This is a genomic window from Brevibacterium sp. Lmc1 (assembly GCF_057654315.1).
On the sequence record NZ_CM172803.1, the window covers coordinates 4,116,547 to 4,131,815 of the forward strand.

Annotated in this window: 13 protein-coding genes and 1 tRNA gene; 3 read left to right on the plus strand and 11 right to left on the minus strand. The window is 66.1% G+C overall.

Going from position 1 to position 15,269, the window contains the following annotated elements; genetic code table 11:
* Positions 1-65: 65 nt before the first annotated feature.
* A complete protein-coding gene (locus AC239G_RS18425) occupies positions 66-1,814 on the plus strand; it encodes a thiamine pyrophosphate-dependent enzyme (RefSeq protein ID WP_487489488.1) in 1,749 nt (582 codons plus the stop codon).
* Between the two features lie 116 nt (positions 1,815-1,930).
* Positions 1,931-3,199 carry a M20 family metallo-hydrolase gene (locus AC239G_RS18430; RefSeq protein WP_487489489.1) on the plus strand — a complete coding sequence of 423 codons (1,269 nt, stop codon included), beginning with the start codon at positions 1,931-1,933 and terminating at the stop codon, positions 3,197-3,199.
* 12 nt (positions 3,200-3,211) lie between these two features.
* On the opposite strand, the gene AC239G_RS18435 is transcribed toward AC239G_RS18430, so the two are convergent.
* The 7 genes from AC239G_RS18435 to AC239G_RS18465 all read right to left on the minus strand — a co-directional run bounded on the left by AC239G_RS18435 (position 3,212) and on the right by AC239G_RS18465 (position 8,948).
* Positions 3,212-3,622, minus strand: coding sequence for a type II toxin-antitoxin system VapC family toxin (locus tag AC239G_RS18435; RefSeq protein ID WP_458311191.1), 411 nt, complete (start codon positions 3,620-3,622; stop codon positions 3,212-3,214).
* Positions 3,619-3,864, minus strand: coding sequence for a type II toxin-antitoxin system prevent-host-death family antitoxin (locus AC239G_RS18440; RefSeq protein WP_180987761.1), 246 nt, complete (start codon positions 3,862-3,864; stop codon positions 3,619-3,621). The genes AC239G_RS18435 and AC239G_RS18440 overlap by 4 nt, the downstream gene beginning before the upstream one ends.
* Positions 3,865-3,969: 105 nt before the next feature.
* On the minus strand, positions 3,970-4,563 hold the full coding sequence (locus tag AC239G_RS18445) for a hypothetical protein (protein ID WP_482401000.1): 594 nt from the start codon (positions 4,561-4,563) through the stop codon (positions 3,970-3,972).
* Positions 4,564-5,126: 563 nt separating this feature from the next.
* Positions 5,127-5,732: an NlpC/P60 family protein gene (locus tag AC239G_RS18450; protein WP_376914337.1), complete on the minus strand. Its 606-nt coding sequence runs from the start codon at positions 5,730-5,732 to the stop codon at positions 5,127-5,129.
* An 85-nt stretch (positions 5,733-5,817) separates the two neighbouring features.
* Entirely contained in the window at positions 5,818-6,408 is a 591-nt protein-coding gene (locus AC239G_RS18455; RefSeq protein WP_487489490.1) for a hypothetical protein, read from the minus strand.
* Positions 6,409-6,624: 216 nt separating this feature from the next.
* Positions 6,625-7,836 (minus strand): MFS transporter, encoded by a 1,212-nt coding sequence (locus tag AC239G_RS18460; RefSeq protein ID WP_482401002.1) that lies wholly within the window; start codon positions 7,834-7,836, stop codon positions 6,625-6,627.
* An 11-nt stretch (positions 7,837-7,847) separates the two neighbouring features.
* Positions 7,848-8,948, minus strand: coding sequence for a MerR family transcriptional regulator (locus AC239G_RS18465; RefSeq protein ID WP_487489491.1), 1,101 nt, complete (start codon positions 8,946-8,948; stop codon positions 7,848-7,850).
* Between the two features lie 126 nt (positions 8,949-9,074).
* Here AC239G_RS18465 and AC239G_RS18470 point away from each other — a divergent pair, with 126 nt between their 5' ends.
* Positions 9,075-9,935, plus strand: coding sequence for an aminoglycoside adenylyltransferase domain-containing protein (locus tag AC239G_RS18470; protein WP_139467552.1), 861 nt, complete (start codon positions 9,075-9,077; stop codon positions 9,933-9,935).
* A gap of 78 nt (positions 9,936-10,013) precedes the next feature.
* On the opposite strand, the gene AC239G_RS18475 is transcribed toward AC239G_RS18470, so the two are convergent.
* The 4 genes from AC239G_RS18475 to AC239G_RS18490 form a co-directional block, all read right to left on the minus strand.
* A complete protein-coding gene (locus tag AC239G_RS18475; RefSeq protein ID WP_487489492.1) occupies positions 10,014-11,390 on the minus strand; it encodes an NAD-dependent succinate-semialdehyde dehydrogenase in 1,377 nt (458 codons plus the stop codon).
* 325 nt (positions 11,391-11,715) lie between these two features.
* Positions 11,716-13,620 carry a selenocysteine-specific translation elongation factor gene (gene selB, locus AC239G_RS18480; protein WP_487489493.1) on the minus strand — a complete coding sequence of 635 codons (1,905 nt, stop codon included), beginning with the start codon at positions 13,618-13,620 and terminating at the stop codon, positions 11,716-11,718.
* Positions 13,613-14,932, minus strand: a complete 1,320-nt coding sequence (gene selA, locus AC239G_RS18485; protein WP_487489494.1) for an L-seryl-tRNA(Sec) selenium transferase — start codon at positions 14,930-14,932, stop codon at positions 13,613-13,615. Before selA ends, selB begins: the two co-directional genes overlap by 8 nt.
* Before the next feature lie 63 nt (positions 14,933-14,995).
* Positions 14,996-15,090 (minus strand) — tRNA-Sec (locus AC239G_RS18490).
* Positions 15,091-15,269: the final 179 nt, after the last annotated feature.

The following is a 15,269-nucleotide window of genomic DNA, read 5'->3' on the forward strand; positions in this document are numbered from 1 at the left end:
AGCGCAGCACCGGGCCGGGAGCCCCGGACCTCACACCGTTCGATCGTCGAAAGGACACCCACACCATGTCGCGTTCCGCCGGCCACCTCATCGTCGACACTCTGGAGAGCGCGGGCATCGAGCGCGTCTACGCGGTCCCCGGTGAGTCCTACCTCGACGTCCTCGACGGACTGTATGACGCGAAGATCGAGACCGTCGTGTGCCGGCAGGAGGGCGGTGCGGGGTTCATGGCGCTGGCCGAATCCCGGCTGACCGGCCGTCCCGGAATCGCCATGGTCACCCGCGGTCCAGGGGCGGCGAATGCGATGATCGCTGTCCACACCGCCTGGCAGGATGCAACCGCGCTCGTCCTCTTCGTCGGCCTCGTCCCCCTCAACGATCGCTCCCGCGAATCCTTCCAGGAGTTCAGCCTGCCCGAGTGGTTCTCCTCGACGGCGAAGCGCGTGCTCACCATCGATGATGAGGACCGTGCCGGTGAGATCACCGCCGATGCCCTGCGCATCGCCGCATCCGGTCGCCCCGGGCCCGTCGTCGTCGGCCTGCCCGAGGATGTCCTCGTCCGTCTCACCGAGGCCCCCACTCCGACCCTCCCCGAGGTGGCCCCACCGACCCCTGCCCCCGCCGTCATCGATGGCTTGGCTTCGCGGATCGCGGCGGCCGAGCGTCCCGCATTCGTGCTCGGCGGGGATGGGTGGCACAACGGCTGCGGAGTCGAGCTGGCCGGTCTGGCCGCCTCGGCGGGGGTGCCGATCTTCTGCGATTGGCGCGCCTACGATGCGATTCCGCATTCCTCACCGGCGTGGGCGGGTTGGCTCGGCTACGGTCGTGCCGATGCTGTGGCGGCCGGTTTCGCCGAGGCGGACCTCGTCATCTTCGTCGACTGCACCCGCTCCGATGTCTTAAGCGACGGCTACACGATCGGCTTCGACGCCGAGACCGTTCTCGTCTCCCTCGATATGGAGGCCACCCAGCACGCAGGGCGCATCGATGAGCACATCATCGCCTCCCCGGACTCCTTCACTCGCGCCCTGACCAGGACCGATGCCGCTGATGCTCGGGATGCGAACCAGCTGCGCGGTGACCGGACGGATGAGTGGATGCAGGGACGCGCGGACGCGCAGTCCCGGTTCGCCGCTCACCGCCCTGACGCCGAGGCGGCACCGGAGAATCCGGGCCGCGCCGGAGTCGATCTCGGGGTGGCGTTCGGGATTCTCGATGACCGCCTCGGCGGGGAGGCGATCCTCACCTACGGGGCAGGCAATGCGACGATCTGGGGGCACCGGTTCATCCGGCATGAGCGCCCGTCCAGCCTCGTCGGAGCCCGCAACGGGGCGATGGGTCTCGCCGTTCCCGCCGCGGTGGCCGCTTCTCTGGCGTACCCGGAGCGGCGTGCGGTCGCGGTCTGCGGCGATGGGGACTTCCTCATGAACGGTCAGGAGATCGCCACGGCCTTCGCCCACGGCGGATCACCGCTCATCATCGTCGTCGACAACGGCGTGTACGGCACGATCGTGTCTCACCAGGAGAATCACTATCCGGGACGGCCCTCGGGCACGCGCATGGTCAATCCGAACTTCGCGGCGTGGATGTCGGCATTCGATCTCAGCAGTTCCGGGGCCGCCTCGGCGAGCAAAGCGTCCATGAACGGCGACGGGGCCTCCGTAACCGGGCCGACCGGGCACGGGGAACGCGTCGAAACGACGGAGGAATTCGGGCCGGCGCTCGACCGGGCCCTTGCCCACGACGGGCCCGCCCTCATCCATGTGCTCATCGATCCGGCGACGATGCCGCCGGCCGCCGACGAAACCGCCTGATCCATCCTGGGTGCCCACCCGGCACCACCGACCTGACACCGGCACTGCCGGCGCCGCACACCTCCCCCGCACAGTCGCAACCCACCCGCCCGCGACACCTCTCGAAAGGACCCGCTATGACCGTTTCACCCTCTCTGATCAACGCCGATCGCGAAGCCGAGTTCCTCGCCGATTGGGCCGTGCATTCGCGTTTCGGCGCCGTCGAGGGCACGAACGGAGTCGACCGGCAGGCGGCGAGCGCGGCCGATGGTCAGCAGCGGAAATGGTTCGAAGAGCTGCTCGTCAAGCACGGTTTCAGCGTGCACCGGGATCCGATCGGCAATCAGTTCGGGCTCCTCGAACTCGCGCCCGGGGCCCCGTATGTGCTGACTGGTTCGCATATGGATTCGCAGCCGACGGCCGGCCGTTTCGACGGCGCCTACGGGGTGATGGCCTCGGCGCATGCATGTTTCGCGATCGCCGATGAGATGCGAGCGGACCCATCGAAGGCGAAGTTCAACCTCGCCGTGGTCAACTGGTTCAACGAAGAGGGCTCCCGGTTCAAGCCGTCGATGATGGGATCGAATGTCTTCACCGGCAAGGCCGAGCTGGAAGCGGCACTGACCACGCGTGATGCTGCTGGAATCACCGTCGCCGAGGCGCTCGACGAGTTGGGAGAGCGCGGAGACTTCACGGTCCCGGAGATCGCCTCCTATGCGGAGATCCACGTCCAGCAGGGTCGCAGCATGGAAGAGGACGGGGTGACGATCGGGCTGGTCAATGCCACGTGGGCGGCGCACAAGTACGAGTTCAAGGTCACCGGCGCACAGGCGCACAGCGGGTCGACGCTCATGGCCGATCGTCAGGATGCCCTGCTCGGTGCGGCCCGCCTGGTCGTGGCCGCACGGGAACTCGTCGACGACTTCGAGCCCGGTGCCCTGCATACTGCGTGCGGTCAGCTCACCGTCTACCCGAATTCTCCGGTCGTCGTCGCCAGCGAGGTCAGCCTGCTGCTCGATCTGCGCTCCCCCAGCGCCGAGGTGATCGCCGCCGCCCATGAGAAGCTCATGGCCACGATCGCCCAGGTCAGCGCCGATGATCGCGTGGAGATCGAGATCGTCGCCGAGCACAGCTGGGATCAGAACCCGTACTCCGAAGACGGGGTCGAACTGGCACGCACCGCTGCCGAGGACTTGGGACTCACCTCGGCGAAGGTGATGACCGTGGCCGGGCACGATTCGACGAACATGAAGGACGAAGTGCCCACCGTCATGCTCTTCATTCCCAGCGTCGACGGGGTCTCGCACAGTCTGGCCGAGTTCACGAAGGACGAGGACCTCGTCTCGGGTCTCCATCACCTCACCGAGGTGGTTCGCCGGCTCGCCGCCGGCGCGCTGGCAGAGTGACCGCGAAGGAGGTCAGTCCTCCCAGGGATTGAGCAACCTGACTCCCGTATTCGCGAAGTCAGCGACGTTCCTCGTCACCAGGGTCAGAGAGTGTGCGAGTGCGGTCCCTGCGATCAGGCTGTCCATGTCGGGCATCGGGTCAGGGACGTGCAATTGCGATGCCTGCACAGCCACTTCGGCATCGACGGCAAGAATTCTTCTGTCGAAGAGCTGAGAAACCTGTTCGTCGAACCACTGCCGAAGGACGGATCCAGCGCGTGCGTCCCGCCGCTCTTTCCGTCGGACTCCGACGTCGAGTTCGAGGACCGTAATGGCGCTGATGGCCAGATCGTCGATCCTCTGTGCGGCGATCCAGGAGCCGACGGGAGTCCGGTTGCCGCGGCGAGCGTCACTGATGATGTTGGTGTCGAGCAGATATCTCACAGTTCGGGCACCCGCAGCGATCGCTGAGTACGGTGCGGCAGATCGAGGTCCGAATCATCGTCGTGGATGACGAGGGCATCTCCGACGAGGTCCGATCTGCCGCTGAGTTGATCGTACTCATCGGCAGTCAGCAGAACGTGCGCGCGACGACCATGTTCGGTGATGGTGACCGGTCCGTGTCTGGCCGCACGTTTGGCCGCCGATACGTCCCGGTTGAATTCCCGACTCGACATCGTGGTCATCATCCACCTCCCGAAATGTCACTACTGTAGGTACATTCTATCTCGGGGTTGTGGACGAATCCATAGCCAGATGCCGAGTGGACAGGACTCTCGGACCCGCGGTCATCAGTCGATGGAGTCGACGTCTTGGTTCTCGTCGACGAGCTTCTTCGCCAGCGGCTCCCACTTGTCGTAAGCGTCGGGGTATCCGGAGTGCTGCACTTCCTGTGCGGCGTCACCGGGTTCGATGCTCTCCCAGTTGTCGATCTGGGTCAGCCCCGGATTGTCGGTTCCGGAGTCGACGCCGTAGAAGGCTTTCGATGCGTACACGGTGTCGGTGACTTCGTCGACCGATCCCCAGTTCATCGAGGGACGCTGCTGGAAGGCACCGGCGGAGTCGCGGTCGCCTCCTTCGAGGTCGTTGAGGCTCGATTCCTGCAGCGCGGTCATCACGGCGATCGTCTGAGCCTCCTTCGACAGGTCCGCGCCCTTGCCGACGCCGATGATGGTGCGCGCGTTGTCGATCTGCTCCTCGCTCAGCTCATCGGGGTCGTCGATCCCTCCGGTCGAGCCGGCGTCGGACTGGGTTGCTTCACCCTCCTGGCTGACGCCTCCGGAGATCGGGTCGGCCGAGGCCGAGGTCGCCGTTGCCAGGGAGACTCCCCCGGCGAGAATGGCTGCGGACAGTGCAGTCACCGCAAGTGTGCGCGCACGTTTCATCTGTTCTCACTTTCTCTTGATCGGGTGCTCGACCCGGTCGGCGATTCCTGGTGCGCGGCACACGTGGTGGGTTCTGCGGCATCTGCCCTGTGGTCGGCACAGGAACACCAATGCAGAAGGTGCCGTGGAATCGCCCCACACAACACTGACGGACCGATTGGCCCTGTTCAATGCAGAGAGACTTCGAGATGACTTATTCTCGCCGCAACGAATCGTCACGGATCCGTGTGCATGCGATCAGAGTTCGCTGAACGCCGCGCGGTCACCAGCAGTGCTCCCACCCGCCCGTGACCGGGGTCTCGATCCGCTCGTCCGGCGGTTCGCAGGCGCGAGCCAGGGAAATTTCAGGCGCCGGCGGCGATCGATGGGGGTCGATCCTCGGCGATCCTGCACTTCGAGGTCGGCCCTGTTCCTCCGAGGCGGCCCTCCTCGTCACATGCATCGTCGCCGCGTCCCATGGGAGGGGCGCGGCGACGATGTGCGCTCAGGTGCGCGGAGTACGGTCGGCGGATCGGAGCCGCCGGATCGGCATCGGATCAGTGCCGGATCACGGGCAGTTCAGATCAGAGGCCGTTCAGGCGGTAGGGGACGAAGCTGTCGTCCTGGTCGTACGGGTAGGAGACTTCGTGGGCGACCGAGCCGAGCGAGCCGTTCTCCTCGAGGGCGTGGTAGGCGGTTTTATCGTCGTTGGCCCAGCCGTTGAAGATCACGACGTGGCCGTTGGCGCCTTCGGTGCCGGGGCCGCCCTTCATCAGGACGTCGCCGGGCTTCAGTTCGTCCTTGTCGATCTTGTGGGAGACATCGGGCAGGGTCACGGTGTTGAGGCTGTCGTCGAGTCCCCAGGCCATCGAGACGAATCCCGAGCAGTCCATGCGGTACTGCTTGCCCTGTGGATCCGGATGGGTGGTGTCCCAGTTGTAGGGCACCCCCTGGTCGACCCAGGTCTGGGCGCGGCTGATGATCTCATCGCGACGATCATCGGCCTGGGTGGATGTCTTCTGGCCGGACTCCGACTGCGCGGTCGTGGCCTTGCCGGAATCTCCCTGTGCTGCGTAGCTGTGTGCCGGGGCAGCGTCGGCCTGAGCGGGTGCGGTGGCCATCATGGTGCCGCCTGCGAGGAGACCTGCGGTGAGGACGGTGGTGGTGAGTGTGCGTGAAACCTTCATCATCTCTCCTGATCGTTCTCGGGTGTGCATGTGTGATTTCGGAATGTGCGGTTTCGGGTGGTGCGACTTCAGGTCAGCGGAACGGGTCTCAGCTGATCGGGGCAACATCCTGATTGCCGTTGACGAGCTCGGTCGCCAAGGGATCCCACTTGTCGTACTCGGCGGGGAAGGCGGAGCCCTGCACTGCCTGAGCTGCGGCTCCCGGAACCATCGTCTCCCATCCTTCGATCTGGATGAGGCCGAGGTTCGAGCCCTCGGGGTTGACGCCGTAGAACGACTTCGAGGCGTAGACCGGGTCGGTCACCTGAGCCAGAGTGCCCCAGCCCATGGACGGACGCTGCTGGAACAGTCCGGCGGAGTCGCGGTCTCCGCCGTCGAGGTTGTAGAGGCTCGATTCCTGCAGGGCCGTCATCACGGCGATCTTCTGTGCCAGCGTCGACAGGTCCGCGCCCTTGCCGACGGCGATGATCGTGCGCGCATTGTCGATCTGCTCCTGGGTGAGCTGAGTGGCGTCCTGAGCGCTCGGAACCTTGCCGCCGTCGAGTGCTTTGCTCGTGAACGGAGCGGCCTCCTTTGAGACTGCAGCCGGCTCTGCGGACGCGGCGGTCGCCATGGAGACACCGCCGGCGATGACAGCCGCGGAAAGGGCTGTCACTGCAATTCTGCGTACGAGTTTCATCGGTTTCCTGTTCTTTTGAGGGGCAGTTGCCGTGAGCGAGAACTCGAGACCAGCTGAGTGGGGAAGCGATCGGAAACCAGCATCGATCACGCAAGCGATCCTGTCGTTTCGCTCACGTCCTCCAGACTGTCCGATCCGATGAGAGGCCTCAACAAACTCCGTTTCAACATCACGTCACAGGGTTCTCAACACGAGCTCAACACCACGTGAACCAGGTCACTCGGACCTGAAGGCCTGCAGCGTCCGATCTCGCCCGACGACGAAGGAGGCACCCACTGCGATGACACTCGCTGCCGCAATCATGGCGCCGGTGCCGAGCAGTCCGACGATGAGACCGATGAGCGGATTGACGATGACCTGAGGGGCCTGTTGGACGACGATGAGCAGACTCTGAAATCTCGATACCTTGGACGCAGGTGCCAGCAGCACATAGACCGGGAAGACATGCGCAGTGAAGACCACGCCCCCGGCCCCGACGAGGGCGGTCGCTGCGAGACCCACTCGCCAGTCGGCCGACACAGCCAGCACGATGAGCCCCAGGGCCACGACGCACGGACCGATGACCATCGGAGTCCACACCCGATTCGCAATGCCGCGCCATGCGAACACGGCGCTCGTCAGCAGGCCCCCGGCGATCCATCCGGATTCGATGAGCCCCGCCTCGGCGGCGGTCCAGCCGCGCTCGCGGGCGGCAAGGGGAATGCCGAGGAGTACCGACGGGATCACGGCTCCGGCCATGAGGGACACACCGGTCAGCAGCGCCGGCACTCCCGGCGTCGCCCGCGCCGCTCGCACCCCGTCGACGATTCCGCGCACGCTGACCGGGTCGGGCAGGTGATCCCCTCGCCGAGGCGGTCGGATCGCAAGCAGGGCGATGAGCATGATCAGGCATCCGAGCACATCGAGCAGTGCCACCCCGGACAGGCTGATGATCCCGATGAGGATTCCGCCCAGCGGCGGGGCGATGGTGCGCGCCAGCGGTCCGGCCATGCCCGATCGGGCCATGGCTGTGCCCAATGATCTCTCGGGGACGAAGAGCCGTGGGAAGACTCCGACGGCGGGCCGATAGAACGCTGCCGCCGACCCGATGAGCACGGCGGCCGCCAGGAGCACCGGCGGAGCCGCCGACCAGACGGCAACGGCGAGTGCGATCCCCGAGCCGATGAGCACGAAGGCGAGTGTGCACGCGAGCATCACCCGACGCGGCCCGAATCTGTCGGCGACCGCGCCGCCGAGCAGCCCGAGCAGCACCGCAGGCAGGACGGTGAGCGTGAATACCCAGGCGGCGAGATGAGGGCCGTGGCCGGAGGCCACCCATGTCAGAGCGAACGCGAGGATCCCGGTGCCGAGTTCGGTGACGACCGAGGTGAGCACCCAGGCGTTGAATCCCTTCGGCAGCGGGACCCGGTCCCCGCCTGAGACTCCCATATCGACGGGGCTCAGGCTCTGCGGGGCATGACGAGCGCCAGGAAGTCGGGTTGGCTGGGAGCACGCCAGATGAGGGGGTCGCCCTCGTTGCCCCAGTCGCAGATCAGTTCGTCGCCGATTCCCGCGTCGACGATGGACTTCATGGAGCCGGCGGAGAGTTCGAATCTCGACGCGTCCCTCGGCAGCCGCACTCCGGATTCAGGGGACCGGCCTGTGGCTTCGTCGACGAGCCGCAGGATCTCTTGGCGTGAGAACCGGCTTCTGCCTCTGCGGCGCGCGGCGGCCGCCTCCACGGTGCGACCGATGTCGGGGAACCGGCGGTCGGACTGCGACAGGATCGTCGACTCTCCGTCGGAGTGCTCGATCGACACGCGCACCTGTTCGGGGTGGTCGACGGATCCTCCGGTGACAGCGATCGTGAGGGTCACCTCGCAGCTCGTGGTCGGGAGCGAAAGCAGAGCCGAGGCGGTGACGACCGTCGACGCACCCACCGACCCCGCCGGACCGTCCGCTGGCGACCGGTCATCGATCTCGGCGGGGATGTGCGTGCGCGCCATCAGCACGTAGCCGTCGGTCACGGCCAAGGTGAGGGCCTCGGGTTTGATCTCCACACTCAGGTGGTCGAAGGGCGAATCGGCGGGGTCCGTCCCCTTCGGCTGCGCCAGCTGGCGCACCGCGGCGGCGAGCACGGCGGAGTCGACCCGAGCGCGGCTGAGCGTCGTCGTCTCGGTCCGGGATCGGAGCACCGATCTCAAGTCGTCGACCAGCGCCGCGGCGGACTCGGCTCGTCCGACGGCCTCGGCGAGCCAGTCGTCGAGGATGGCCTCGGCGATCGCCGGTTCGCTGTCGAGGATGGTTCCGATCGTGCTCAGCCGAAAACCCGCGTCACGCAGACGTCGGATCCAGATCGCACGCTGCTGCTGGTCGAGCCCGTAGTACCGATAGCCGGTCCGGTCCTCGACATGTGCGGGCGACAGAAGGCCGCTGCTGTCGTACCCCCGCAGGGCGCTGGCGCTGAGTCCGACGGCACGAGCGAAGTCACTGATCGTCTGCAGCGACCGGCTCGTCGACTGCGGCACTCGTGCGGTGTCGGGTTCGCGGGTGGGGTCCATGGACCCATCATCGACTTTCACCCTGGCTGAAGGTCAAGAGCGCGGGAGATAGTCGTTGCGCAGCCACGTCGGACCCACCGGACAGTTCCTCAGTCCAGGCCCCTGTCCCCTGTGTACGCTGATCCCATGTCCGTACCGCTGCCGCCAGATGCCGCAACCGCCGTCAGGTCCTACCTGCGTCTTGCCGATCGGATCCTGCCAGGCGGCATCATCGCCTGCGCCGTCACCGGATCGATCGCCCTCGGCGCCTATCGTCCGGGCCGCAGCGACATCGACCTCGTCGCGGTCATCGCCGATGAGTGGCTGGACCGTCCGGATCTCATTCGGCGGCTGCGGCTGCTCCACCTCTCGCAGGTGCCCCGCCTAGTAGTAGGGGCGGCGCGCGGGCGAGGTGTGAGTGCGTGCTGCAATACCGTCTTCATCGCCGAGTCCGAGGTCAGTCGACCCGTCACCGAGATCCGTCCAATCGCCTCCCATACGGGTGAGATCTTCGATTCGCACGGCGCGTTCGACGTCAATCCGGTGATCTGGAAAGAGCTCGTCGACGGCGGCATCACGGTGCGGGGACGACCGATCGCTGCATGGGATCTCGATGCGCAGACGGAGGCGCTTCGACCATGGGTCCGCACGAACCTGCGCGAGTACTGGACTCCGTTGGCCGCACAGCTGCGCGACCGACCGCGGAGAACTCCACGCACGCTGTTCCATCGTCTCCTCACGTCCCCGCGGGGACTGAGCGCCGGCACGGTTGCGTGGTGCGTGCTCGGTCCCGCGCGCATGCATCGCACGCTCGCGACCGGTGAGATCATCGGCAAGGAGGCAGCGGGTCGCCACGGATTGGACGCATTCCCTCAGCATGCCCCCATCACCGAGGTGGCCCTGGCCAAGGTGCGCGGCGCGCGGATCCCGTCCGCACCGTCACGTGCACAGTGGCGGGCATTGACCGCCTCGGCGATGGAGGACATGATCACCGCATCACTCGGCTGATCGACGACCGTAGTGGGTTGAGCGGCCGCCGGGAACTCGACGACGGTTGCGGTGATCTTGGGGTCAGCCGAACTCCCCCTATTTCGCGATGAAGTGGAGGCGCTTATTCACGAACTCACCCATCCCGATCGGACCCATCTCACGACCGAAACCAGACCGCTTCACCCCACCGAACGGCAACTCAGCCGCCTCAGCAGCAATCGTGTTCACATGCGTCATCCCCACCTCAAGACGAGCCGCCACACGATCAGCACGCCCCTCATCAGTCGAGAACACCGACCCACCCAAACCAAGAGCACAATCATTGGCCAACTCGAGAGCCTCCTCGTCACTGCCGACCTTGAACACAGTCGCCACCGGCCCGAAGAGCTCCTCACCATACGACTCGGAATCTCGGGGCACATCAACGAGCACCGTCGGCGCATAATACGCCGCCGGGCCCTCTCCCAGCTCACCACCGACGAGCACCCGAGCACCTTCGGACACGGCTTTCTTCACCTGCGCATCAACGGTCTCGGCAGCAGCACGCGACGACAGCGGCACATACTCACCCTCACCCAGATTCATCGGATCCCCCGGCGTCAACCCGGTCCCCAACTTCACGAGCTCGGCAACGAAGTCGTCATAGATGTCGTCCATAACGATGAGGCGTTTGTTCGAGTTGCACACCTGTCCGGCGTTATACGTCCGAAACTCCCACGCCTCACGCGCCACCGCGGCAACATCGTCGGCGTCGAGAACGACCATCGGGTCGATGCCACCGAGCTCGAGCACGGCCTTCTTGAGGTTCTGACCGGCCTGGGCACCGATGATCGCACCCGCCCGCTCCGACCCGGTCAACGACACACCCTGAACCCGAGGGTCAGCGATGATCGCAGCGATCTGATCATGGTTGGCAAACAAGTGGCTATATCCACCCGCGGGGACTCCGGCGGCGTGGAAGATCTCCTCGATCAACAGTGCCGACCGTCCACAGATGTCAGCATGTTTGAGCATGATCGTATTGCCCAGCACCAGATTCGGGGCAGCGAACCGGGCGACCTGGTAGTAAGGGAAGTTCCACGGCATCACACCCAACAGGGCACCGACCGGCAGGGATTCGATGCGTGCAGTGCCGGGGATGGTCGACGGGATCTGATAATCCGTGACCAGACTGGGTCCGTGGACGCCGTAGTAGTCGATGATGTCGGCAGCGAACTCGACCTCGTCAACAGACTCGGCATACGACTTGCCCATCTCCACCGAAATGGTCCTGGCGAGTTCGTCCTTGCGTTCAAGGAAGATCTCCGCAGCCCGACGCACAACCGACGCCCGCTCCTGAATATCGGTGTCCTTCCACATCAGGTACGTGGAGTGGGCAGCAGTCACTGTGGACTCGATCTCGGCATTCGTTGCCTCGGAAAAGGTCTCGACGACCTCGCCAGTGGCGGGATTCTGAACACGATAGTTCGACATGGTTGCTCCTTCGCAGTCTCGGGTCGGAATCGCATCTGCGCGACCGGAGACGGTCAATGGTGAGAATTTCTGGTGGGCGGTCAGTGCTGCGACCAGGGCAGCGCGCCCGGATATGGGGATTGTGAGGCGATGAATGGCGTCGCTGCGGCCCCATCACCGCAGTCAGTTATCACCCATACCATCGACGGAAGCGCCCGAATCGGCGCGAACGATCATTCCGACTTGATCGTAATACAGGTCACGGAGTTTCGCCGAGGCGGCCGCCCACCGACCCGGCGAGCGGTTCGTCGTCGTGGCCGTCCGTCCGATAGTGCCACGAGGGTCCTCAGCGCACGACTTCGCGGTGTGTGGTGTCGAGTCGGCGCGTCCAGCCCCGGCCGTCGAGGTGTTCGAGCAGGGGGATGACGACGCGTCGGGTCGTCCCCAGCGCCTGCCTCGCCTGGCTTGTGGTGAAGGGCTGGTCGAGACCGGCGAGGATCCGCATCGCCTGCGCGGGGGTGCGCGGAGACACGATGATTCCGTCGCCGAGGCGCAGGATCCGTCCCGCCTTCTCGGCGACCGCGAGCTCCCGCGCTCCGAGGCCGAGTTCTCGCAGGTCATCGGCTTCCGGTGCGGCGAACGGGTCGGCTGCGAGCAGGCGTTCGATCTCGGCGATACCGGTTTCGGCGGCACCGAGGCCTGCGGTATGCCCGGGCGGGCGGACCATTCCGTCGACGGCTTCGAGCCCGGCGCGGGAGATGATCTGGTTGAGCAGTGCGCGAATCGCGCCGCCGGAGCCTTCGGGCAGAGGCAGAGCCGGTTGGATTCTCGCCTTCGCCGGGGAGTCGCGTTTCGGTTCGGCGCCGCGTCTGCGACCTGAGTCCGGAGTTCGCTGAAGTGCCTCTGCGACGGCTTTGACGGGCACTCCCGCGGCCATCGGCGTGGCGGCGAGTTCGCCTCGGACCAGGGATTTCGTCGCCTCGACCCAGGAGGTCAGCGTCGGCGAGTGGACGAGCCAGCCGCCCACTTCCTCAACGTCGGCAGGCAAGGATTCGTCGACGGGCACCTGCAGTCCGAACCGGGTAAGGATGGTGCGTTCGACGGCTCCGCGGCGGGCCACCTCGGCGAGGATATCGCCTTTCACAGGATGCTCGGCAAGCTCTTGAGCTCGCCTGGCGCCGTCGCCTCGTCGGGACAGTTCGGGCGGGTCGACGTCGAGCACGAGGAGGCCGGCGAAGACGTTGCGGCTTCCTGGCGCGCGGAGCACAATCCGGTCGCTGACCTGCAGGGGAAGCGGTCGGTCGAGGGTGAGCCGGGCGTGGTCGGCATCGAATGCCCGCAATCGTGCGGGCACGGCGGCGGTGCCGATATGGGCCATGAGTTCGTGGATGCCGGAGTCGAGGGTCTCGCCCATGGTGCGGCGCACGTCGATCGTGTCGACGATCGGCCAGGCCCCACTCGTGAGCAGTGCGTCGCCGCGGTGGAGGTCGTCGGCGGGGACGTCGCGCAGGTTGACGGCCACGCGGGCCTGCGGGACCACCTCGGTAGTGGTGGAATTACGGGACTGCAGACCCCGCACACCCACGATCCGGTCGATGGTCTCTCCGCGCAGCTCGACTGTATCGCCCGTGGTCAGTGTGCCTGCCGTGAGGGTCCCGGTGACGACGGTGCCGGCTCCCTTGATGGTGAAGGCCCGGTCGACCCACAAACGCACCCTCCCCGAGGTGGTCGGAGGCTCGGCCGTGGCCGTGACCTCGTCGAGGACGCTGATGAGTTCGGGCAGGCCCTGCCCGGTCATGGCTGAGACCCTGACGATCGGCGCTGCTTCGAGTGGTGTTCCACGCAGCTGCGCTCTGACCTGAGCCTTTGTGGTCTCGACGGAGTCGGGGGCGAGGTCGGCCCGGGTGATGACGACGAGGCCGTGGGTGATGCCGAGCGCATTGATCGCGTCGCGATGGTCAGTCGATTGGGCTTGCCAGCCCTTGTCTGCGGCGATGACGAAGCAGGCGATGGGGGCGGGGCCGAGCCCGGCGAGCATGTTCGCAAGGAACTTTTCGTGCCCCGGAACGTCGACGAAGGCGAGTTCGCGGCCCGAGGGCAGGGTCGTCCAGGCGAAACCGAGGTCGATGGTCAGCCCGCGCTTCTTCTCTTCGGCCCACCGATCGGGTTCCATTCCGGTCAGGGCATTGACCAGCGTCGACTTCCCATGATCGACGTGTCCGGCGGTGGCGATGACGAAAGTGTCAGGCATTGTCAGCACGGACTCGCTTGATGGCGGCAGCGATGCGGTTGTCTTCGCTTTCGGGTACGCAGCGCAGGTCGACCAAGCATCGTCCCTGGTGGACTCGGGCGACGATCGCAGGATCGCTGCGGCGCAGCGGCTCGGCGAAGGCTTCGGGCAGTTCGACTGCCCAGCCGGACAGGGGCACTCCGGGGGCTCCCCCGCCGCCGACTCGTCCGTCGTGGTCGACGATCGTGGCACCGACCGCCTCGGCGAGAGTTTCGGTGCGTTTCCGCAGGTGAACTGTGTCGATGTGGAGGGCGTCGTGGATCGGGTTCGCCGTGTGCGTGATCGTGGCTTCCAGCGCCGCGAGGGTGAGTTTGTCGGTGCGCATCGCTCTGGCCAGAGGGTGTTTGGCCAGTGTCTGCACTGCTTCGGTGCGGCCGAGGATGAGTCCGGCCTGCGGGCCGCCGAGGAGTTTGTCGCCGGAGACGATGACGAGGTCGGCGCCGGCGCGCAGGGCGGTGTCGATGTCGGGTTCGTCCGGCAATGCCGCGTCGGGAGTGAAGAGTCCGGAGCCGAGGTCGACGATGAGCGGCAGGTTGTGCTCGTCGGCGAGTCCGCGCAGTTCAGCCACGTCGACGGAGGAGGTGAATCCTTCGACGCGGAAGTTGCTCGTGTGCACCTTGAGCAGGCAGGACGTGTCGTCGCTGATGGCCTCGGCGTAGTCGGCCACGTGGGTGCGGTTCGTCGTGCCGACCTCGCGCAGCCTGGCGCCGGTCGTCGTCATGAGGTCGGTGAGGCGGAACCCGGCACCGATTTCGATGAGTTCGCCGCGGCTGATGATGATCTCGCCGGAACCTGTGCTGCGACCGCGCATCGCAGTGACGGCCAGTAGCAGGGCGGCCGCACCGTTGTTGACCACGAGAGCATCCTCGGCAGCCGGGCTCGCCTGCAGCAGGGCGGCCTTCGCTCCGGTGCCCCGCTTGTTGCGTTTGCCGGTGCCGAGGTCCATTTCGACGTCGACATATCCGGCCGCCTCGGTGATCGCCTGGGTTGCCGCAGGTGAGAGCGGTGCCCGGCCGAGGTTCGTGTGGACGAGGATGCCGGTGGCGTTGAGCACTGGGGTCAGGGAGGAAGCCGAACGGGAGCTGAGCTTGGAGGTGATGGCGGGGGCCACCTCGGCGACGGGGATCTCGCCGGCTCGGGCGGCGTTCTGCACCTCGGAGATGATGGCCTTGATGGTCGCCTGGTTGAGGCGCTCACCTGCTGCGATGACCTCGGGAAGGGCGAGGAGATGATCCGTGCGCGGAATGGATCGACGCGGGTCGGGCTCGACCATCTGACCTCCTCCTCTGTGCGGGGTCACGGCGGCTCCGCTTGGTCGGCGGGACCGCGAAACGGTTGGCGGAGGCGGACGGGAATCGAACCCGCCAGACCGAGATACTCGGTCTCACTGGTTTTGAAGACCAGGGCGCCCACCAGGACACGGACGCCTCCATAAGGAATCCTATCGCGGGTGTGAGCGAGGTGAAGCGAAGGGCCGATGCGGCCGGGGCGGCGCTCGATTGACCAAACGAACCAGTATCGAGCGCGCCGGTACCGATCTTCCGACCGAGTTCACTCACCATTCGCTCAGGCTTCTCCGAGCGCGGCTTAAGGTGACAAGGTTCCCAGCC

Excerpts from the sequence above, each read along its gene's own strand:
- AC239G_RS18425 (WP_487489488.1), top strand. The coding sequence starts at position 66 with ATGTCGCGTTCCGCCGGCCACCTCATCGTCGACACTCTGGAGAGCGCG.
- AC239G_RS18475 (WP_487489492.1), bottom strand. The coding sequence starts at position 11,390 with ATGTCGAACTATCGTGTTCAGAATCCCGCCACTGGCGAGGTCGTCGAG.
- AC239G_RS18465 (WP_487489491.1), bottom strand. The coding sequence starts at position 8,948 with ATGGACCCCACCCGCGAACCCGACACCGCACGAGTGCCGCAGTCGACG.
- AC239G_RS18445 (WP_482401000.1), bottom strand. The coding sequence starts at position 4,563 with ATGAAACGTGCGCGCACACTTGCGGTGACTGCACTGTCCGCAGCCATT.
- AC239G_RS18440 (WP_180987761.1), bottom strand. The coding sequence starts at position 3,864 with ATGACCACGATGTCGAGTCGGGAATTCAACCGGGACGTATCGGCGGCC.
- AC239G_RS18470 (WP_139467552.1), top strand. The coding sequence starts at position 9,075 with ATGTCCGTACCGCTGCCGCCAGATGCCGCAACCGCCGTCAGGTCCTAC.
- selB (WP_487489493.1), bottom strand. The coding sequence starts at position 13,620 with ATGCCTGACACTTTCGTCATCGCCACCGCCGGACACGTCGATCATGGG.
- AC239G_RS18430 (WP_487489489.1), top strand. The coding sequence starts at position 1,931 with ATGACCGTTTCACCCTCTCTGATCAACGCCGATCGCGAAGCCGAGTTC.
- AC239G_RS18450 (WP_376914337.1), bottom strand. The coding sequence starts at position 5,732 with ATGATGAAGGTTTCACGCACACTCACCACCACCGTCCTCACCGCAGGT.
- selA (WP_487489494.1), bottom strand. The coding sequence starts at position 14,932 with ATGGTCGAGCCCGACCCGCGTCGATCCATTCCGCGCACGGATCATCTC.
- AC239G_RS18455 (WP_487489490.1), bottom strand. The coding sequence starts at position 6,408 with ATGAAACTCGTACGCAGAATTGCAGTGACAGCCCTTTCCGCGGCTGTC.
- AC239G_RS18460 (WP_482401002.1), bottom strand. The coding sequence starts at position 7,836 with ATGGGAGTCTCAGGCGGGGACCGGGTCCCGCTGCCGAAGGGATTCAAC.